Annotated in this window: 17 protein-coding genes; 7 read left to right on the top strand and 10 right to left on the bottom strand. The window is 54.7% G+C overall.

The genetic code is table 11. The features are described from left to right. The first annotated feature begins 231 nt into the window (after positions 1-231). On the top strand, positions 232-573 hold the full coding sequence (locus HX884_RS21210) for a FlxA-like family protein (RefSeq protein WP_020689959.1): 342 nt from the start codon (positions 232-234) through the stop codon (positions 571-573). Here HX884_RS21210 and HX884_RS21205 read toward each other — a convergent pair. Then, entirely contained in the window at positions 570-1,505 is a 936-nt protein-coding gene (locus HX884_RS21205) for a LysR family transcriptional regulator (protein ID WP_048972559.1), read from the bottom strand. The genes HX884_RS21210 and HX884_RS21205 overlap by 4 nt on opposite strands. Positions 1,506-1,594: 89 nt before the next feature. Between HX884_RS21205 and HX884_RS21200 the strand changes: the two genes are divergently transcribed. Beyond that, positions 1,595-2,590, top strand: a complete 996-nt coding sequence (locus HX884_RS21200) for a bile acid:sodium symporter family protein (RefSeq protein WP_029883927.1) — start codon at positions 1,595-1,597, stop codon at positions 2,588-2,590. Here the strand turns inward: HX884_RS21200 and HX884_RS21195 are convergent. The 3 genes from HX884_RS21195 to zipA all read right to left on the bottom strand — a co-directional run bounded on the left by HX884_RS21195 (position 2,587) and on the right by zipA (position 5,875). After that, positions 2,587-2,802: a DUF3820 family protein gene (locus HX884_RS21195; protein ID WP_003861328.1), complete on the bottom strand. Its 216-nt coding sequence runs from the start codon at positions 2,800-2,802 to the stop codon at positions 2,587-2,589. The genes HX884_RS21200 and HX884_RS21195 overlap by 4 nt on opposite strands. A gap of 1 nt (position 2,803) precedes the next feature. Continuing rightward, positions 2,804-4,819 (bottom strand): NAD-dependent DNA ligase LigA, encoded by a 2,016-nt coding sequence (gene ligA / locus HX884_RS21190; protein WP_178328745.1) that lies wholly within the window; start codon positions 4,817-4,819, stop codon positions 2,804-2,806. A 69-nt stretch (positions 4,820-4,888) separates the two neighbouring features. Continuing rightward, positions 4,889-5,875, bottom strand: a complete 987-nt coding sequence (zipA, locus tag HX884_RS21185) for a cell division protein ZipA (protein WP_178328744.1) — start codon at positions 5,873-5,875, stop codon at positions 4,889-4,891. A 230-nt stretch (positions 5,876-6,105) separates the two neighbouring features. Here zipA and cysZ point away from each other — a divergent pair, with 230 nt between their 5' ends. The 5 genes from cysZ to crr all read left to right on the top strand — a co-directional run bounded on the left by cysZ (position 6,106) and on the right by crr (position 10,899). Then, a complete protein-coding gene (gene cysZ, locus HX884_RS21180) occupies positions 6,106-6,867 on the top strand; it encodes a sulfate transporter CysZ (RefSeq protein WP_013098197.1) in 762 nt (253 codons plus the stop codon). A 163-nt stretch (positions 6,868-7,030) separates the two neighbouring features. After that, positions 7,031-8,002 (top strand): cysteine synthase A, encoded by a 972-nt coding sequence (cysK, locus tag HX884_RS21175; protein WP_013098198.1) that lies wholly within the window; start codon positions 7,031-7,033, stop codon positions 8,000-8,002. Between the two features lie 317 nt (positions 8,003-8,319). Next, positions 8,320-8,577: a phosphocarrier protein Hpr gene (gene ptsH, locus HX884_RS21170; RefSeq protein WP_097470078.1), complete on the top strand. Its 258-nt coding sequence runs from the start codon at positions 8,320-8,322 to the stop codon at positions 8,575-8,577. Positions 8,578-8,621: 44 nt separating this feature from the next. After that, entirely contained in the window at positions 8,622-10,349 is a 1,728-nt protein-coding gene (gene ptsI, locus HX884_RS21165) for a phosphoenolpyruvate-protein phosphotransferase PtsI (RefSeq protein ID WP_013098199.1), read from the top strand. 40 nt (positions 10,350-10,389) lie between these two features. Further along, complete coding sequence (gene crr / locus HX884_RS21160; protein WP_003861316.1) at positions 10,390-10,899, top strand: PTS glucose transporter subunit IIA; 510 nt, start codon at positions 10,390-10,392, stop codon at positions 10,897-10,899. A gap of 44 nt (positions 10,900-10,943) precedes the next feature. Here crr and pdxK read toward each other — a convergent pair whose 3' ends face one another. The 6 genes from pdxK to cysP all read right to left on the bottom strand — a co-directional run bounded on the left by pdxK (position 10,944) and on the right by cysP (position 16,621). Next, on the bottom strand, positions 10,944-11,780 hold the full coding sequence (gene pdxK / locus HX884_RS21155) for a pyridoxine/pyridoxal/pyridoxamine kinase (RefSeq protein ID WP_038420313.1): 837 nt from the start codon (positions 11,778-11,780) through the stop codon (positions 10,944-10,946). Positions 11,781-11,785: 5 nt separating this feature from the next. After that, positions 11,786-12,697: a cysteine synthase CysM gene (cysM, locus tag HX884_RS21150; protein WP_013098201.1), complete on the bottom strand. Its 912-nt coding sequence runs from the start codon at positions 12,695-12,697 to the stop codon at positions 11,786-11,788. Positions 12,698-12,815: 118 nt separating this feature from the next. Then, on the bottom strand, positions 12,816-13,910 hold the full coding sequence (gene cysA, locus HX884_RS21145; protein WP_178328743.1) for a sulfate/thiosulfate ABC transporter ATP-binding protein CysA: 1,095 nt from the start codon (positions 13,908-13,910) through the stop codon (positions 12,816-12,818). Continuing rightward, positions 13,900-14,775: a sulfate/thiosulfate ABC transporter permease CysW gene (gene cysW / locus HX884_RS21140; RefSeq protein ID WP_178328742.1), complete on the bottom strand. Its 876-nt coding sequence runs from the start codon at positions 14,773-14,775 to the stop codon at positions 13,900-13,902. The genes cysA and cysW overlap by 11 nt, the downstream gene beginning before the upstream one ends. Continuing rightward, complete coding sequence (gene cysT, locus HX884_RS21135) at positions 14,775-15,608, bottom strand: sulfate/thiosulfate ABC transporter permease CysT (protein ID WP_013098204.1); 834 nt, start codon at positions 15,606-15,608, stop codon at positions 14,775-14,777. The genes cysW and cysT overlap by 1 nt, the downstream gene beginning before the upstream one ends. Continuing rightward, complete coding sequence (gene cysP / locus HX884_RS21130; protein WP_013098205.1) at positions 15,608-16,621, bottom strand: thiosulfate/sulfate ABC transporter substrate-binding protein CysP; 1,014 nt, start codon at positions 16,619-16,621, stop codon at positions 15,608-15,610. The genes cysT and cysP overlap by 1 nt, the downstream gene beginning before the upstream one ends. Positions 16,622-16,829 lie beyond the last annotated feature (208 nt).

The raw sequence follows: 16,829 nt of genomic DNA, 5'->3' as shown, positions 1-16,829 counted from the left end.
AGTTGACTTTTAATCAATTGGTCGCAGGTTCGAATCCTGCACGACCCACCAATGTAAAAAAGCGCCCTAAAGGCGCTTTTTTGCTATCTGCGATATGGACGGTTCGAATCTTTTGCACAGAAACTTCCTGTAGCCGCTCCAGCCAGCCTAACGCCCTGCCAGATATAGCAGTTTTCCTCAAGCTCCCACCATCGGTGCCGATATCTCTGTTTTATGGTAAGAGGAAAGACTATGACGACCATTCAGACATCAACCCACCCTATTCAAACCAGTAACAGTGGTGGGAGTGCTTCCAGTGGCAACGATATTGCTGCCCAAATCAGCCGCATTACGGAGCAAATCACCAAACTGACTCAACAGCTAAAAGAGCTGCCAGAGAGTGCCGGCAGCCCGGAAGAGAAGAAAAAACAGCAGGAGCTCATTCAGGCACAGCTTAAAGTGCTGCAGACACAGCTTGCACAACTATTGCGCCAGCAGGCGGAAGAGGCCCAGAAGAAACAAGATCAGAAGCAGGGCAAAGTGGAAGGCGTAAACAGCCCATCAGATGTCAATCAGATCGATATTTACATCTAATCATCTGCAGCATTAAACAGTGGGTCGCGTATGCGGGCTTCGGTTAACCGTTGCGCCTGGATACGCACCACTTCCCAGATAGCCTGTGCCGCCCCCGAAAGAGAACGATTTTTTCGTCGAACCAGCATCAGCTTTCTGTCAACCACCGGGGTCAACCGTCTTACAGCCAGCCGGCTCCCCTGTGGCAACGGCAGCGCCAGGGCAGGCAATACGCTGATCCCAATGCCTGCCTCAACCATAGGAAACAGCGTAGCCGGATGACCAATCTCCTGCACGATGGTTGCTTTTACCCCCTGAGCATTCAGCGCGGAGTCAATCAATGGACGGCTGCCCGATGCATAATCCTGTAATACCAGTTTCGCGCCCTGCAGCGTCTGCCAGCTGACATGAGGCAGCATTGTCAGCGGATCGTCGTCCCGACAGAGCAGCAAAAAAGGCTCAGAAAGCACAATCTCACACTCCAGGTCACTCACCTGGCCGGGATCGATGACGATGCCAAAATCCACATCGCCCTGGCGGATGCTCTCCAGCACCCACTGTTGCGGCCTGTCGTGCAGCACAAAATCGATATCCGGATAGCGCTGGTTACCCTCAGCAATACACTGCGGAATAAGATGCGCCGAAATCGTCTGACTCGCTGCCACCCGTACGGTGCCAGAAAGCTGCTGCCCCAGTCTCCCGACATCCCTGAGCGTGCTGTTCAGTTCATCCAGTAACCGCTCCAGTCGCAACGCCAGCTGCTGTCCGGCTTCGGTTAATACCACTTCACGCGTGGTGCGGTCGAGTAGACGCACACCTGTCTGGAGTTCTAGTTCTTTCACACTGTGGCTGACGGCCGACTGGCTCAGGCCAATGATCTCCCCTGCCCGGCTGAAGCTGCGGGCATGGGCCACGGTGACAAAAACGCGAAGCTGACGTAAGGAATAATTCATCTGTTTAATTCATGAATAGATGCAATAAATCAATTTTATTTCTCAAAGGGAACAAAGCACAATAGCGACATCTGTTTTCAGGAGTCATTATGAAACTATTTCGTATTCTTGATCCGTTTACACTTACCCTGGTCGTCACCGTTTTACTGGCCTCCTTCTTCCCCGCGCGCGGCGGTTTTGTGCCATTCTTTGAAGGACTCACTACCGCGGCCATCGCGCTGCTGTTCTTTATGCACGGCGCCAAACTCTCCCGCGAAGCCATTATCGCAGGGGGAAGCCACTGGCGACTGCACCTGTGGGTCATGTGCAGCACCTTTATACTGTTCCCGATACTCGGCGTGCTGTTTGCGTGGTGGGCTCCGGTCAATGTTGACCCGGCGCTCTATACCGGTTTCCTCTACCTCTGTATTTTGCCAGCCACCGTCCAGTCCGCGATTGCCTTTACTTCGCTGGCAGGCGGCAACGTCGCGGCCGCTGTCTGCTCGGCATCGGCATCAAGCCTGTTAGGGATTTTCGTCTCGCCGCTGCTGGTTGGCCTGCTGATGAATATGCACGGTGCAGGCGGTAATCTGGAGCAGGTCGGGAAAATCTGTCTGCAGCTGCTTCTGCCATTTGTCCTTGGTCATCTTTCTCGTCCGTGGACGGGGGCGTTTGTGGCGAAGCACAAGAAATGGATCTCAAAAACCGATCAGACGTCGATCCTGCTGGTGGTTTACTCCGCCTTCAGCGAAGCCGTGGTGAATGGTATCTGGCATAAGGTGGGCGCAGGCTCGCTGCTGTTTATCGTAGTGGTCAGTATCGTCCTGCTGGCGATTGTCATTGCGGTAAACGTCTTTGTGGCACGCAAGTGCGGCTTCAACAAAGCAGACGAAATCACCATTGTGTTCTGCGGCTCGAAGAAGAGCCTGGCAAACGGCATCCCGATGGCCAACATTCTGTTCCCGACCTCAGTGATTGGGATGATGGTACTGCCGCTGATGATTTTCCATCAGATCCAGTTGATGGTCTGTGCGGTACTGGCGCGTCGTTACAAGCGTCAGACGGAAAAACTGGCGCAGGAAGAGACCCGCGCCGCGAAGGCTTAAGGACGTTTCAGGGGCTGAACCAGCTGGGTCAGCCCCTCGGTTTTAATCAGTAGCGTGATGGCCATTAGCTCGCCCAGTCGTCCCGCCGGGAATTCATCCTTTCGGGCAAACCACAGAAGGTACTCTTCCGGCAAATCAATCAGCCTGCGGCCCTTATATTTACCGAACGGCATCTCAGTATTGGCGATCTCGACGAGCTGCTCTTTTTCCACGTTACTCTCCCAGCAGACGCATCATTTCTGCTTCATCGATTACCTCAATCCCGAGCTCCTGCGCTTTTACAAGCTTGGAACCGGCGGCTTCCCCGGCGATCACCAGATTCGTTTTCTTCGACACGCTGCCCGCAACTTTTGCCCCCTGCGCCACCAGACGCGCCTTCGCATCATCCCGTGAAAGCTGGCTGAGACTGCCGGTCAGTACTACCGTTTTACCGGCAAACGGGCTGTCGATCTCTTCGGCATTGACGACGACCGGCGCAGGCCATTTAATGCCCTGCTCCAGCAGTTTGCCGATGACGTCGCGGTTGCTCTCTTCGGCAAAGAAGTTAAAGACGTGCGTAGCCACTACAATGCCGACATCAGGCACTTTTTGCAGCTCCTCAATGCTCGCTTTCTCCAGCGCGTCCAGCGTGCCAAAGTACGCCGCCAGACCTGCTGCGGTGGCTTCACCCACCTCACGAATACCAAGCGCATAGAGGAAACGGGCAAACGTGGTCTCTTTGGCGGCTTCCAGCGCATTCACCACATTCTGAGCCGACTTCGGCCCCATGCGGTCAAGCCCGGTCAGCTTACCCGCCGTCAGTTTGAAAAGATCCGCAGGCGTATGGACATACTCTTTCTCAACCAGCTGGTCGATAATTTTGTCGCCCATGCCGTCAACGTCCATTGCCCGTCGGGAAACGAAATGCTTGAGTGACTCTTTACGCTGCGCGCCACAGATTAATCCCCCGGTACAGCGAGCCACCGCTTCGCCTTCCACACGCTCTACGTCTGAGCCACATACCGGGCAATGCGTCGGAAACACGATGGCGCGCGTATCATCAGGGCGTTCTGACTGAACCACGTTGACCACTTGCGGGATCACATCTCCCGCCCGGCGAATCACCACTTTGTCACCAATACGCAGGCCAAGACGATCGATTTCATCCGCGTTATGCAGCGTGGCGTTGCTCACCAGCACACCGGCCACGTGCACCGGCTCCAGACGCGCAACCGGCGTGATAGCTCCGGTACGACCCACCTGGAACTCCACATCGCGAACAAAGGTCATCTGCTCCTGGGCCGGGAATTTAAACGCCACAGCCCAGCGTGGTGCTCGCGCCACAAAGCCTAGCTGCTCCTGAAGCGCAAGCGAGTTAACCTTAATCACCACACCATCGATATCAAAACCGAGCGTCGGGCGGTCTTCTTCAACCTTGCGATAAAACGCAAGAACCGCCTCCGGTGAGTCGCAAAGCTGCACGCGGTTGCTGACCGGCAAGCCCCACGCTTTAAACTGCAGCAAACGCCCGAGGTGGGTGTCCGGCAGCTCCCCTCCTTCCAGAATACCGACGCCATAGCAGAAGAAAGTAAGCGGTCGCTTCGCGGTAATACGCGGGTCCAGTTGGCGTAAAGAGCCTGCCGCCGCGTTGCGCGGGTTCGCAAACACCTTCCCACCGGTGCGACGCGCCTCTTCGTTGATTTTCTCGAAGCCCGCCTGCGGCAGGAAAACTTCACCGCGCACTTCCAGACGAGCAGGAATATTGTCGCCGTGCAACTTCAGCGGGATCGCGCGGATGGTACGCACGTTGGTGGTGATGTCTTCCCCGGTGGTGCCATCACCGCGCGTTGCGGCACGGACCAGCACGCCGTTTTCGTAGAGGATGCTGACGGCCAGGCCATCCAGCTTCAGCTCACAGCACCAGGTCAGGGCGTCGCTGCTTTTGAGTCGATCCTGCACACGCTTATTAAAGGCGAGGAAGCTCTCTTCATCGAAGACGTTATCCAGAGAGAGCATCGGCACTTCATGACGTACCTGGCTGAACGCACCTAGCGGTTCAGCGCCGACACGTTGGGTTGGCGAGTCCGGGGTGATCAACTCCGGGTGCTGCGCCTCTAAATCGCGCAGTTCACGCATCAGGCGATCGTACTCCGCATCCGGCACTTCCGGTGCGTCCATCACATGATAAAGATATTCATGATGGCGGAGCGTGGTTCGCAGTTCAGTGATTTGTTGTTCGATTGAGTCCATATCGCACCATCAATGAGAAAAAACCCCCGACAGGCGGGGGTTGAGGAGGAGTTGAAGAAAACGCGTCGATTACGCGTTGGCTTCCTTAACTTCGCGGATGCGGTCCTGATACTCGCGCAGTTTCTGCGGCGTCATCATGCGACGCTGGTCGTCGAGCACCACACCACCCACTTCGTCAGCGATGTGCTGAGCGGACTGCAGCATCAGCTTAAAGTTTTGCAGTTCGTCACCGTAAGACGGAACCTGCATAAAGATCGTCACGCCCGGCGTCACGAAATCGCCCGTCATTTCAGGGTCGAAGGTGCCAGGGTTAACCATGTTGGCCAGGCTAAACAACGCCGGGCCGCTACCGTCCGGGCTCAGGTGGCGATGGAAAATATTCATGTCGCCAAACTTGAAGCCAGCCTGTTGAATACTGTTAAGCAGCACGTCACCGTTCAGATGGCTGCCGTGATGGGCGGCCACGTTCATGATGATCACCGCTTCTTTACGCTGCGGTTTTTCAACAACCGGTTCTGGCTCTACAACGGGCTCTGGCTCAACCTGCGGTGCCGGGGCTGGCTGTGGTGCAGGCTGCGCCTGAACAGGCTGTTGCGGCGGTTGCTGCACCGGCTGAGCAGGCTGCGGTTGTACAGGCTGCTGCACGGGTTGCTGTGGAACCGGCTGCGGCGCAACTGGCTGCTGTTGAACAGGCTGCTGCGGCGGCTGACGCACCGGCTCTTCCACAGGCTGCGGCGCAGGCTGGCGCGGCTGTGCAGAAGCATACGGCGGTTGATACTGGTGCTGCGCAGTACGGGGGGCTTCATGCTCCCCATGAGCCGCGCCGGGCGCAGTATTGACCCGATGAACACGAACTTCACCCACGCCGTCGTCATCGCGATCGTCGATGTCATATTCACTTTCATCGTCGTCACGACTGGACTTCATGCGCTTCAGTGGGCGATCGCGAAACATAGAAGAACGCTCTTTACGGCTGGTCCAGAAACCATGTACCAGTAAAGCGATTATGGCGATCGCGCCAACAATGATTAATATCAGACGCAAATCCTGCATCATTATATTCTCTGTTGTTCTAACACCTTGCCACCACGGCAAACATTTACTCACTAAGAGTATTTGCCGTTTACGTCAAGTGCAAGTGTATGCAGAGCATTCACAGCATAAAGATGAACTAAATCGTGCTTTTTGCTGTTTTTTCGAACATTTCCGAACTGGTCATTGGTCCGTAACTGGATAATATAGGCGGGCAATTCCACTGGTTGTGAAAAAAGGAGTACAGCCTGGTTATGGTTTCAACATCATCTTCTCCCCCACGCAGCGGCGTCTGGTATTTTTCTCAGGGCTGGAAACTGGTCTCCCTGCCGGGTATTCGACGTTTCGTCATTCTGCCCTTGCTGATCAACATTATTCTTATGGGCGGCGCCTTCTGGTGGCTTTTCACGAAGCTTGAAAGCTGGGTCCCGGCCATGATGAGTTATGTACCTGACTGGCTGCAGTGGCTGAGCTATCTGCTGTGGCCACTCGCGGTGATTTCTGTGCTGTTGGTGTTCGGCTATTTCTTCTCAACGATTGCCAACTGGATTGCGGCGCCGTTTAACGGCCTGCTGGCGGAACAGCTCGAAGCGCGTCTGACGGGTGCCACACCACCAGACACGGGCGTACTGGGGATCATGAAAGATATTCCGCGCATCATGAAGCGCGAATGGCAAAAATTCGCCTGGTATCTCCCCCGTGCAATTGTACTGCTTCTCCTTTATCTGGTGCCCGGTATCGGCCAGACGGTGGCGCCTGTGCTGTGGTTCCTGTTCAGCGCCTGGATGCTGGCTATTCAGTACTGCGACTACCCGTTTGATAACCACAAGGTGCCCTTTAAAGAGATGCGTACCGCGCTGCGCACGCAGAAAGTGGCCAATATGCAGTTTGGCGCGCTTACCAGCCTGTTCACCTTGATCCCCTTCCTTAATCTTTTCATCATGCCCGTTGCGGTGTGCGGCGCAACGGCAATGTGGGTCGACTGCTACCGTGCTAAGCACGCGTTATGGAAGTAATGCAAAAATGTGTAAACAAGGGATGGCTTATGCTATCCCTTATTCCATACTGATCCCCATTATTTCCTTGCAGTATATAGATATGCGAATTCATTACTTCCCCCTACCTGCTTAGCAGGTATGCTGGGTCGGTATCCCAATTTCATACAGTTAAGGACAGGCCATGAGTAAGATTTATGAAGACAACTCGCTGACTATCGGTCATACGCCCCTGGTTCGACTGAACCGTATCGGTAATGGACGCATTCTGGCGAAGGTCGAATCCCGCAACCCGAGCTTCAGCGTAAAATGCCGTATCGGTGCAAATATGATTTGGGATGCCGAAAAACGTGGCGTGCTCAAGCCAGGCGTTGAGCTGGTGGAGCCTACCAGCGGCAACACCGGTATTGCGCTGGCCTATGTGGCTGCGGCGCGTGGCTATAAGCTGACGCTGACCATGCCTGAAACCATGAGCATCGAACGCCGCAAGCTGCTCAAAGCGCTGGGTGCAAACCTGGTGTTGACCGAAGGCGCGAAAGGCATGAAAGGTGCCATTCAGAAAGCCGAAGAGATTGTTGCCAGCGATCCGGCGAAATACCTGCTGCTTCAGCAGTTCAGCAACCCGGCAAACCCGGAAATCCACGAGAAAACCACCGGGCCTGAAATCTGGGAAGATACTGATGGCCAGGTTGATGTGTTTATCTCCGGCGTGGGTACCGGCGGTACGCTGACCGGTGTGTCACGCTATATTAAAGGCACGAAAGGTAAAAAAGACCTGATCACCGTGGCCGTTGAGCCGACCGACTCGCCGGTTATCACCCAGGCGCTGGCGGGTGAAGAACTCAAACCGGGCCCGCACAAGATTCAGGGTATCGGCGCAGGCTTTATTCCGGGTAACCTGGATCTGAAGCTTATCGATAAAGTCGTCACGATCACGAACGAAGAAGCCATCTCGACGGCACGCCGCCTGATGGATGAAGAAGGTATTCTGGCCGGTATCTCTTCCGGTGCGGCCGTTGCGGCGGCGCTCAAACTTCAGGAAGATGAGTCCTTTACCAACAAGAATATTGTGGTTATCCTACCTTCGTCAGGTGAGCGTTACTTAAGCACTGCACTGTTTGCCGATCTGTTTACCGAGAAAGAACTGCAACAGTAATGCCAGCATGTTAATAACGCGTAAAAAAGCACCTTTTTAGGTGCTTTTTTGTGGCCTGCTTCAAAGTTTTACCCCTCCTGGCATTGATTCACCCCGTTGGGTCTGGTATTTAAACCAACAATTATTTTGATGCGTGAAATTAATCAGCGAACGAAATACCCTTGCTGAATCGATTTTATGATTTGGTTCAAGTCTTGCTTTCGCTGCATAATGTTTAATGACGATCGAAACGTCAGCGCTAACAATACAGGCTAAAGTTCAGTCGCCAGGCTAGACTTTAGTTCCACAACACTAAACCTATAAGTTGGGGAAATACAATGTTCCAGCAAGAAGTTACCATTACCGCTCCGAACGGTCTGCACACCCGCCCTGCTGCTCAGTTTGTTAAAGAAGCGAAAGGCTTCACTTCTGAAATCACTGTGACTTCCAACGGCAAAAGCGCTAGCGCAAAAAGCCTGTTCAAACTGCAGACTCTGGGCCTGACTCAGGGCATCGTTGTCACTATCTCTGCTGAAGGTGAAGACGAGCAGAAAGCAGTTGAGCATCTGGTAAAACTGATGGCTGAGCTCGAGTAAGTTTCCGGGTTCTTTTAAATATCAGTCACAAGTAAGGTAGGGTTATGATTTCAGGCATTTTAGCATCCCCGGGTATCGCTTTCGGCAAAGCATTGCTGCTGAAAGAAGACGAGATCGTCATCGACCGGAAAAAAATTTCTGCCGACAAGGTTGATCAGGAAGTTGAACGTTTTCTGAGCGGTCGTGCCAAGGCATCTGCGCAACTGGAAGCAATCAAAACTAAAGCTGGCGAAACTTTCGGTGAAGAAAAAGAAGCTATCTTCGAAGGGCACATCATGCTGCTCGAAGATGAGGAGCTGGAGCAGGAAATCATAGCCCTGATTAAAGATAAAGGCATGACGGCCGACGCGGCTGCGCATGAAGTTATCGAAGGTCAGGCATCTGCCCTGGAAGAGCTGGACGATGAATACCTGAAAGAGCGTGCGGCTGACGTACGTGACATCGGTAAGCGCCTGCTGCGCAACATCCTGGGTCTGGCCATCATCGATCTGAGCGCGATTCAGGACGAAGTGATCCTGGTTGCCGCTGATCTGACCCCGTCTGAAACCGCACAGCTGAACCTGAACAAGGTGCTGGGTTTCATCACCGACGCCGGTGGCCGTACCTCCCACACCTCAATCATGGCGCGTTCTCTGGAACTGCCTGCCATCGTGGGTACCGGTAACGTCACCACTCAGGTGAAAAACGACGACTATCTGATTCTGGATGCCGTAAACAACGTGGTTTACGTCAACCCAACTAACGATGTGATCGAGCAACTGCGTACCGTTCAGGAGCAGGTTGCCACCGAGAAAGCGGAACTCGCTAAACTGAAAGACCTGCCAGCCATCACGCTGGACGGCCATCAGGTAGAAGTGTGCGCTAACATCGGTACCGTACGCGACGTCGATGGCGCTGAGCGCAATGGCGCGGAAGGTGTGGGTCTGTATCGTACTGAATTCCTGTTCATGGACCGTGACGCCCTGCCAACTGAAGAAGAGCAGTTTGCGGCGTACAAAGCGGTGGCTGAAGCCTGTGGCTCTCAGGCCGTTATCGTCCGTACCATGGACATCGGTGGCGACAAAGAGCTGCCGTACATGAACTTCCCGAAAGAAGAGAACCCATTCCTGGGCTGGCGTGCAGTGCGTATCGCCATGGATCGTAAAGAGATCCTGCGTGACCAGGTGCGTGCGATTCTGCGTGCCTCTGCTTTCGGTAAGCTGCGCATTATGTTCCCGATGATCATCTCTGTTGAAGAAGTGCGTGCACTGAAGAAAGAGATCGAAATCTACAAACAGGAACTGCGTGACGAAGGTAAAGCATTTGACGAGTCAATTGAGATCGGCGTAATGGTGGAAACACCAGCAGCCGCGACCATTGCGCGTCATTTAGCCAAAGAAGTTGATTTCTTTAGTATCGGCACCAATGATTTAACGCAGTACACCCTGGCAGTTGACCGTGGTAATGATATGATTTCACATCTCTACCAGCCAATGTCACCGTCCGTACTGAACTTGATCAAGCAAGTTATTGATGCTTCTCATGCAGAAGGTAAATGGACTGGCATGTGTGGTGAGCTTGCAGGCGACGAACGTGCTACACTTCTGTTGCTGGGTATGGGTCTGGACGAATTCTCTATGAGCGCCATTTCCATCCCGCGCATTAAGAAGATTATCCGTAACACGAACTTCGAAGATGCGAAGGTGTTAGCAGAGCAGGCTCTTGCTCAACCGACAACGGACGAGTTAATGACGCTGGTTAACAAGTTCATTGAAGAAAAAACAATCTGCTAATCCACGAGATGCGGCCCAAATTACTGCTTAGGAGAAGATCATGGGTTTGTTCGATAAACTGAAATCTCTGGTTTCTGATGATAAGAAAGACTCCGGAACTATTGAGATTGTTGCTCCGCTCTCCGGCGAGATCGTCAACATCGAAGACGTGCCGGATGTAGTGTTTGCTGAGAAAATCGTTGGTGATGGCATTGCTATCAAACCAACTGGCAACAAAATGGTTGCTCCAGTTGACGGCACCATCGGTAAAATTTTTGAAACCAACCATGCGTTCTCTATCGAATCTGATAGCGGTATCGAACTGTTCGTTCACTTCGGTATCGACACCGTTGAACTGAAAGGCGAAGGCTTCAAACGTATCGCAGAAGAAGGCCAGCGTGTTAAAGTTGGCGACCCGGTGATTGAATTCGATCTGCCACTGCTGGAAGAAAAAGCCAAGTCTACCCTGACGCCGGTTGTTATCTCCAACATGGACGAAATCAAAGAGCTGATCAAACTGTCTGGCAGCGTCACCGTGGGTGAAACCCCGGTTATCCGCATCAAGAAGTAATTCTTGCCTCACAGAAAAATGGCGCCTTCAGGCGCCATTTTTGTTTATGCGGGGAGGATAAGCTCGTCGTAACCTTTCGACTGCGTATAGATCATGACGTCAGTCACCCGATCGCCTGCCATGCGTATGGCGTCAGCAACGGTTTTCCCCCCCACGATACCGCTGACCAGTTCTGAACAGAACAGATCGCCCGTTCCTTTCAGATCGGTCTCGACGCGCGGGTGCGCGCTTACGGTAACGCCCTCTTTACTCACCAGCACGACGTGAATATTCTGCGGGTCGTCGGCCACTGGCGCACTGGTTATCGCCACCCATTTCAGCGTATCGGAAAGCAGCCCCTGCGCGGCGGCGATGGCGCTCTCTGGCGTGCGGCACGGTTTACCGCTTAACACTTCCAGTTCGAATACGTTGGGCGTAATGCCCTGCGCCAGCGGCAGCAGATGCTCACGATACGCCTCAGGAATATCAGGTTTAACGTACATACCGCTGTCGATATCCCCGATCACCGGGTCAACCAGCACCAGCAGCTCCGGGTGCTGCACTTTGATCGCCTTCAGCCACTGCGCCAGCAGAACGATCTGGCTGGCGCTGCCCATGTAGCCCGTGGTGACCGCCTTAAGCTCGCGCAGGATCTCGCGCTCTTCCAGCGCCTTCAGGTAGCCGCTGAACCACTCATCGGGGATCACCCCGCCGTAAAAGGTGTCATAGTGCGGCGTGTTGCTGAACAGCACCGTCGGCACGGCAGTCACGTTAAGCCGGTGGGTACGAATATTGGGTACCGCAATGCTGTTCCCCACGCTGCCGTACACCACCTGCGACTGCACCGCGACAATATCGGTTTGCTGCGCCCGGGTCTTATCCCGGAATAAAATCATCTCCATGACGCTTAAATCCCCGCCCCCTGCGAATAACTCTCTTCGCCAAAGACGCCGGTAGACAGATAACGATCGCCGCGGTCGCAGATAATCGCCACCACCACTGCACCAGGGTTCTCCTGCGCCACACGCATCGCACCTGCTACCGCGCCACCCGAGCTAACCCCGCAGAAGATGCCTTCGCGTACCGCCAGCTCGCGCATGGTATTTTCCGCCTCGCGTTGATGAATATCCAGCACCTGATCCACCAGCTGAGCATTAAAAATGCCCGGCATGTATTCCGCAGGCCAGCGACGAATACCCGGAATGCTGCTCCCCTCTTCCGGCTGCAGGCCGACAATGGCGACCGGTTTTTCCTGCTCGCGCAGAAAACGCGACACGCCGGTGATGGTGCCGGTGGTGCCCATGCTGGAGACAAAATGGGTGATACGCCCGTCGGTTTGCTGCCAGATTTCCGGGCCAGTGGTTGTGTAGTGGGCGTAGGGATTATCCGGATTATTGAATTGATCCAGCAGTTTGCCTTCACCGCGCTCAGCCATCGCCAGCGCCAGGTCGCGCGCGCCTTCCATCCCCTGCTCTTTGGTCACCAGTATCAGTTCAGCACCGTAAGCCCGCATCGCGGCGCGGCGCTCCTGACTCATGTTGTCCGGCATCAGCAGCTTCATACGGTAGCCTTTCAGCGCGGCAATCATCGCCAGCGCAATGCCGGTATTCCCGCTGGTGGCCTCAATGAGCACGTCGCCTGGCTTAATTTCACCGCGCTTCTCAGCCTGGACAATCATCGACAGCGCCGCGCGGTCTTTGACTGACCCCGCCGGGTTATTGCCTTCGAGTTTGACCCAGATTTCGCTGCCGTTGTCAGGCCCCATGCGCTGAAGCTTGACCAGTGGAGTGTTGCCGATGGTGTGTTCGAGTGTATTCACGATTTTTACTCAATAAAAAAGCCGGGTGGCGCTTCGCTTACCCGGCCTACAAGACGCAGTTTTAGCTGTAGGCCCGGTCAGCGCAGCGCCACCGGGCGATAAACATCCTAATAACCTATCAGGCTGACTCCGCCAGAGCAATATCCTCGCGCGTCTCGATGCGCTGGTTACCGTGATAAATACGGGCATGCTGCAGCCCCACAAACAGGCGTTCACCCCGGTGTGGCGCCTCTTCATCGCGCATCACCACCGTCAGCGGCTCGGTATACCAGCCCAGCGGTTGTACCACCATTTGTGTGTAGTGACCTTTAGGGCTAGCTTCCAGTACCTGCACCGGCAGCGGTGAATCCAGGCTGGTACAACGGCTGACATCCACTTCCCACGGGCGCAAGAACAGGTCCACCGGCCCCTGATGGGCAGGCGTGTATCCCAGCGGCCAGCGGTGTGCCCCGACGTGGAATTGTCCGCCGCGTACGGTGCCCTGCAGACGGTTAACTTCGCCCATAAATTCCAGGACAAAACGGGTGGCAGGTTCACGCCAGAGCTGCTCTGGCTCGTCCACCTGTTCGATGTTCCCCTGGCTCATAACCACCACGCGGTCCGCGACTTCCATCGCCTCTTCCTGGTCGTGGGTGACGAAGACGCTGGTGAACTTCAGCTCTTCATGCAGCTGACGCAGCCAGCGGCGAAGCTCTTTACGCACCTGCGCATCGAGCGCCCCAAACGGCTCATCAAGCAGCAGTATTTGTGGTTCCACGGCCAGCGCGCGCGCCAGTGCGACACGCTGTTTCTGGCCACCCGAAAGCTGCGCCGGGAAACGGTCAGCCAGGTGGGCCAGCTGCACCATTTCCAGCAGTTTGGTCACTTTCGCTTTGATGGTAGCCGCATCCGGGCGTTCGCGACGCGGCAGCACGGTCAGGCCAAACGCAATATTGTCGAACACCGTCATGTGGCGAAACAGCGCGTAATGCTGGAACACGAAGCCGACTTTACGATCGCGGGCATGCAGGCGGCTCACGTCGGTGCCGTGAAAACGGATATGTCCGCTGGTCTGATGTTCAAGACCGGCGATGATACGCAGCAGCGTGGTTTTACCCGAGCCAGACGGCCCCAGCAGCGCCACCATTTGTCCGGAAGGGATATCCAGCGAGATATCATTCAGCACCTGGGTGCGACCAAAAGACTTCTTAATATTGGCAATCTCAATGCTCATGATTTCCCTCCTGATGCTGACGTTTTTCCTGATTTTCTAAACGCCACTGCACCACACTCTTCAAAAACAGGGTCAAAATAGCCATCAGCGTCAGCAACGCTGCGGCGGTAAAGGAGCCGATGGTGTTGTAGTCCTGCTGCAGCAGTTCAATCTGTAACGGCAGCGACAGGGTTTCACCTCGAATGGAACCGGATACAACCGACACCGCCCCAAACTCGCCAATTGCGCGGGCGTTGGTCAGCACCACCCCATAGAGCAGTGCCCAGCGAATATTCGGCAGCGTGACGCGGCGGAACATCTGCCAGCCTGACGCGCCCAGCAACACAGCCGCTTCGTCTTCGTTGCTCCCCTGGCTTAACATCACCGGTACCAGTTCGCGTACCACAAACGGACAGGTTACAAAGATAGTCACCAGCACCATACCCGGCCAGGCAAACATCACCTGCAGGTTGTGCTCATCCAGCCAGCCACCCAGCGGGCCGTTAGAGCCGTAAAAGAGCAGGTAAACCAGACCTGCCACCACCGGTGAGACGGCGAACGGGATATCCAGCAGCGTCAGCAGCATCTGACGCCCCGGGAAGGTAAAGCGCGTCACCAGCCAGGCCAGCAGCGTACCGAATACCAGGTTGACCGGCACGGCGATCAGCGCAATCAGCACCGTCAGCCAGATGGCGTGCAGCATATCCGGGTCCGCCAGGTTTTCCAGCGCGGGCATAATCCCTTTGCTGAACGCCTGCACGAAAATATAGATTGTCGGTACCACAAGGATGAGAGCAGAAACCAGCACGCCCGTACCAATCAAAAACCATTTACCCCAGTTGATGCGGGGCGCATCGTATCGCTTCAATTGAGTAACTTCCGCCATCAGTGACCTACCACACGTCGACCAAAGCGACTTTGCAGAGTGTTGATTGTGTAGAGCAGCAGCAACGATGCGGCAAGAATGACCGAGGCAATGGCGCTCGCTGCCGGGTAATCAAACTCCTGCAAACGGATAAAAATCATCAGCGACGTCACTTCCGTTTTCCACGCAATATTACCGGCGATAAAAATGACCGCACCGAACTCGCCGAGGCTACGGGTAAACGACAGCGCCACTCCCGCCATCAGCGCCGGCGAAAGCTCAGGCAGGACAACTTTACGGAAGCTCTGCCAGCGCGTAGCCCCCAGCGTTTCTGCCGCTTCTTCATATTCCGGGCCTAACTCTTCCAGCACCGGCTGTACGGTACGCACCACGAACGGAATACTGGTAAAGGCCATCGCCACCGCGATACCGAGCCAGGTATAGGTCACTTTGATGTCAAACTTCGCCAGCCACTCGCCGTACAGACCGTTTACAGAGAAAAGTGACGCCAGCGTTAAACCGGCAACGGCCGTCGGCAGTGCGAACGGTAAATCCATTAACGCGTCGAGCAGCGTGCGGCCCGGAAAACGATAGCGGGTTAATATCCACGCCATCAGCAGGCCAAACACGCCGTTAAAAAGCGAGGCCACAAACGCCGACAGCAACGTCACTTTATAGGCCGCAACGACCTGTGGGTTGGTGACCACTTCCCAGTACTGGGACCAGCTCATCTGCGCAAGCTGCATCACCAGCGCGCTGAGCGGCAACAACAAAATCAGGCAGACGAACAGCAGGCTGGTTCCGAGGCTTAAGGTAAACCCCGGCAGCACGCGTTTAGTCGAGAGGGCAAACATTACTTACGCCCCGCCGCCAGCAATTTGTCTAATTCACCGCCGCTGGCAAAATGCGTTTTCATCACCTCAGGCCAGGAGCCGAAATGATCCTCCACGCGGAACAGCGCGGTCTGGGGGAATTTATCTTTCAGTTTGTTCATCACGTCAGGGTTGTTCACGCGATAGTAGTAATCAGTAATGATGGTCTGCGCCTGTGGGCTGTACAGGTAGTTGAGATAGGCTTTTGCCGCTTTCTCAGTGCCGTTTGCCTGCACGTTTTTATCCACCCACGCCACCGGGAACTCGGCCAGGATGTTGGTTTTCGGGATAACGACTTCAAAGCCCTGCGCTTCATACTGTTTGCGGATGTTGTTCACTTCCGATTCAAAGCTAATCAGCACATCGCCCAGACCGCGTTCTGCGAAAGTCGTGGTTGCTCCGCGACCGCCGGTATCAAACACTTCGACGTTTTTCAGGAACTGGGTCATGAACTGCTCGGTTTTGGCTTTATCGTTACCGTCTGCTTTGTCCGCTGCACCCCACGCCGCCAGATAAGTATAACGCGCATTACCGGAAGTTTTAGGGTTCGGGAAAATCAGCTTTACGTCAGAACGAACCAGATCGCTCCAGTCGTGGATATTCTTCGGATTGCCTTTACGCACCAGGAAGCCCATGGTGGAGTAGAACGGCGAACTGTTGTTTGGTAGACGGCTCTGCCAGTCGGCCGGGATGAGCTTGCCTTTGTCATGCAGGATCTGCACATCGGTCACCTGGTTATAGGTCACCACGTCCGCTTTAAGCCCCTGGAGGATCGCCAGCGCCTGTTTGGACGAACCGGCGTGAGACTGTTTAATGGTCAGCTTGTCGCCGTTATTGTCTTTCGCCCACTGCTGCTCAAACGGCGGGTTAAGGGCGGCAAACAGCTCGCGGGAGACGTCATATGAACTGTTCAGCAGCTCAGTCGCCTGCGCCTGTGCCACCAGCAGTAAACCTGCCAGTGCCAGGGATCCTTTTTTCAGTACAGTAACGGCCATTGCGCACCCTTATAATTGTGATGACTATCTTATTGTCATAATATTTATAACGAGGTCGAAAGGAGTAACGGTTTTATATACCGTTTGGTGATTTACAAGCAGAAAAGGGAATAAGGGTGTGGCCTGTTGTCCTCACCCCAACCCTCTCCCAAAGGGCTGAGGGATCCCCAGTAATATGGTCATGCAACCATGACCATATTACTGTACT

Source organism: Enterobacter sp. SECR19-1250 (assembly GCF_013391025.1).
Taxonomy (GTDB): Bacteria; Pseudomonadota; Gammaproteobacteria; order Enterobacterales; family Enterobacteriaceae; genus Enterobacter; species Enterobacter cloacae.
This window is presented reverse-complemented; position numbering and strand designations above follow the sequence as displayed.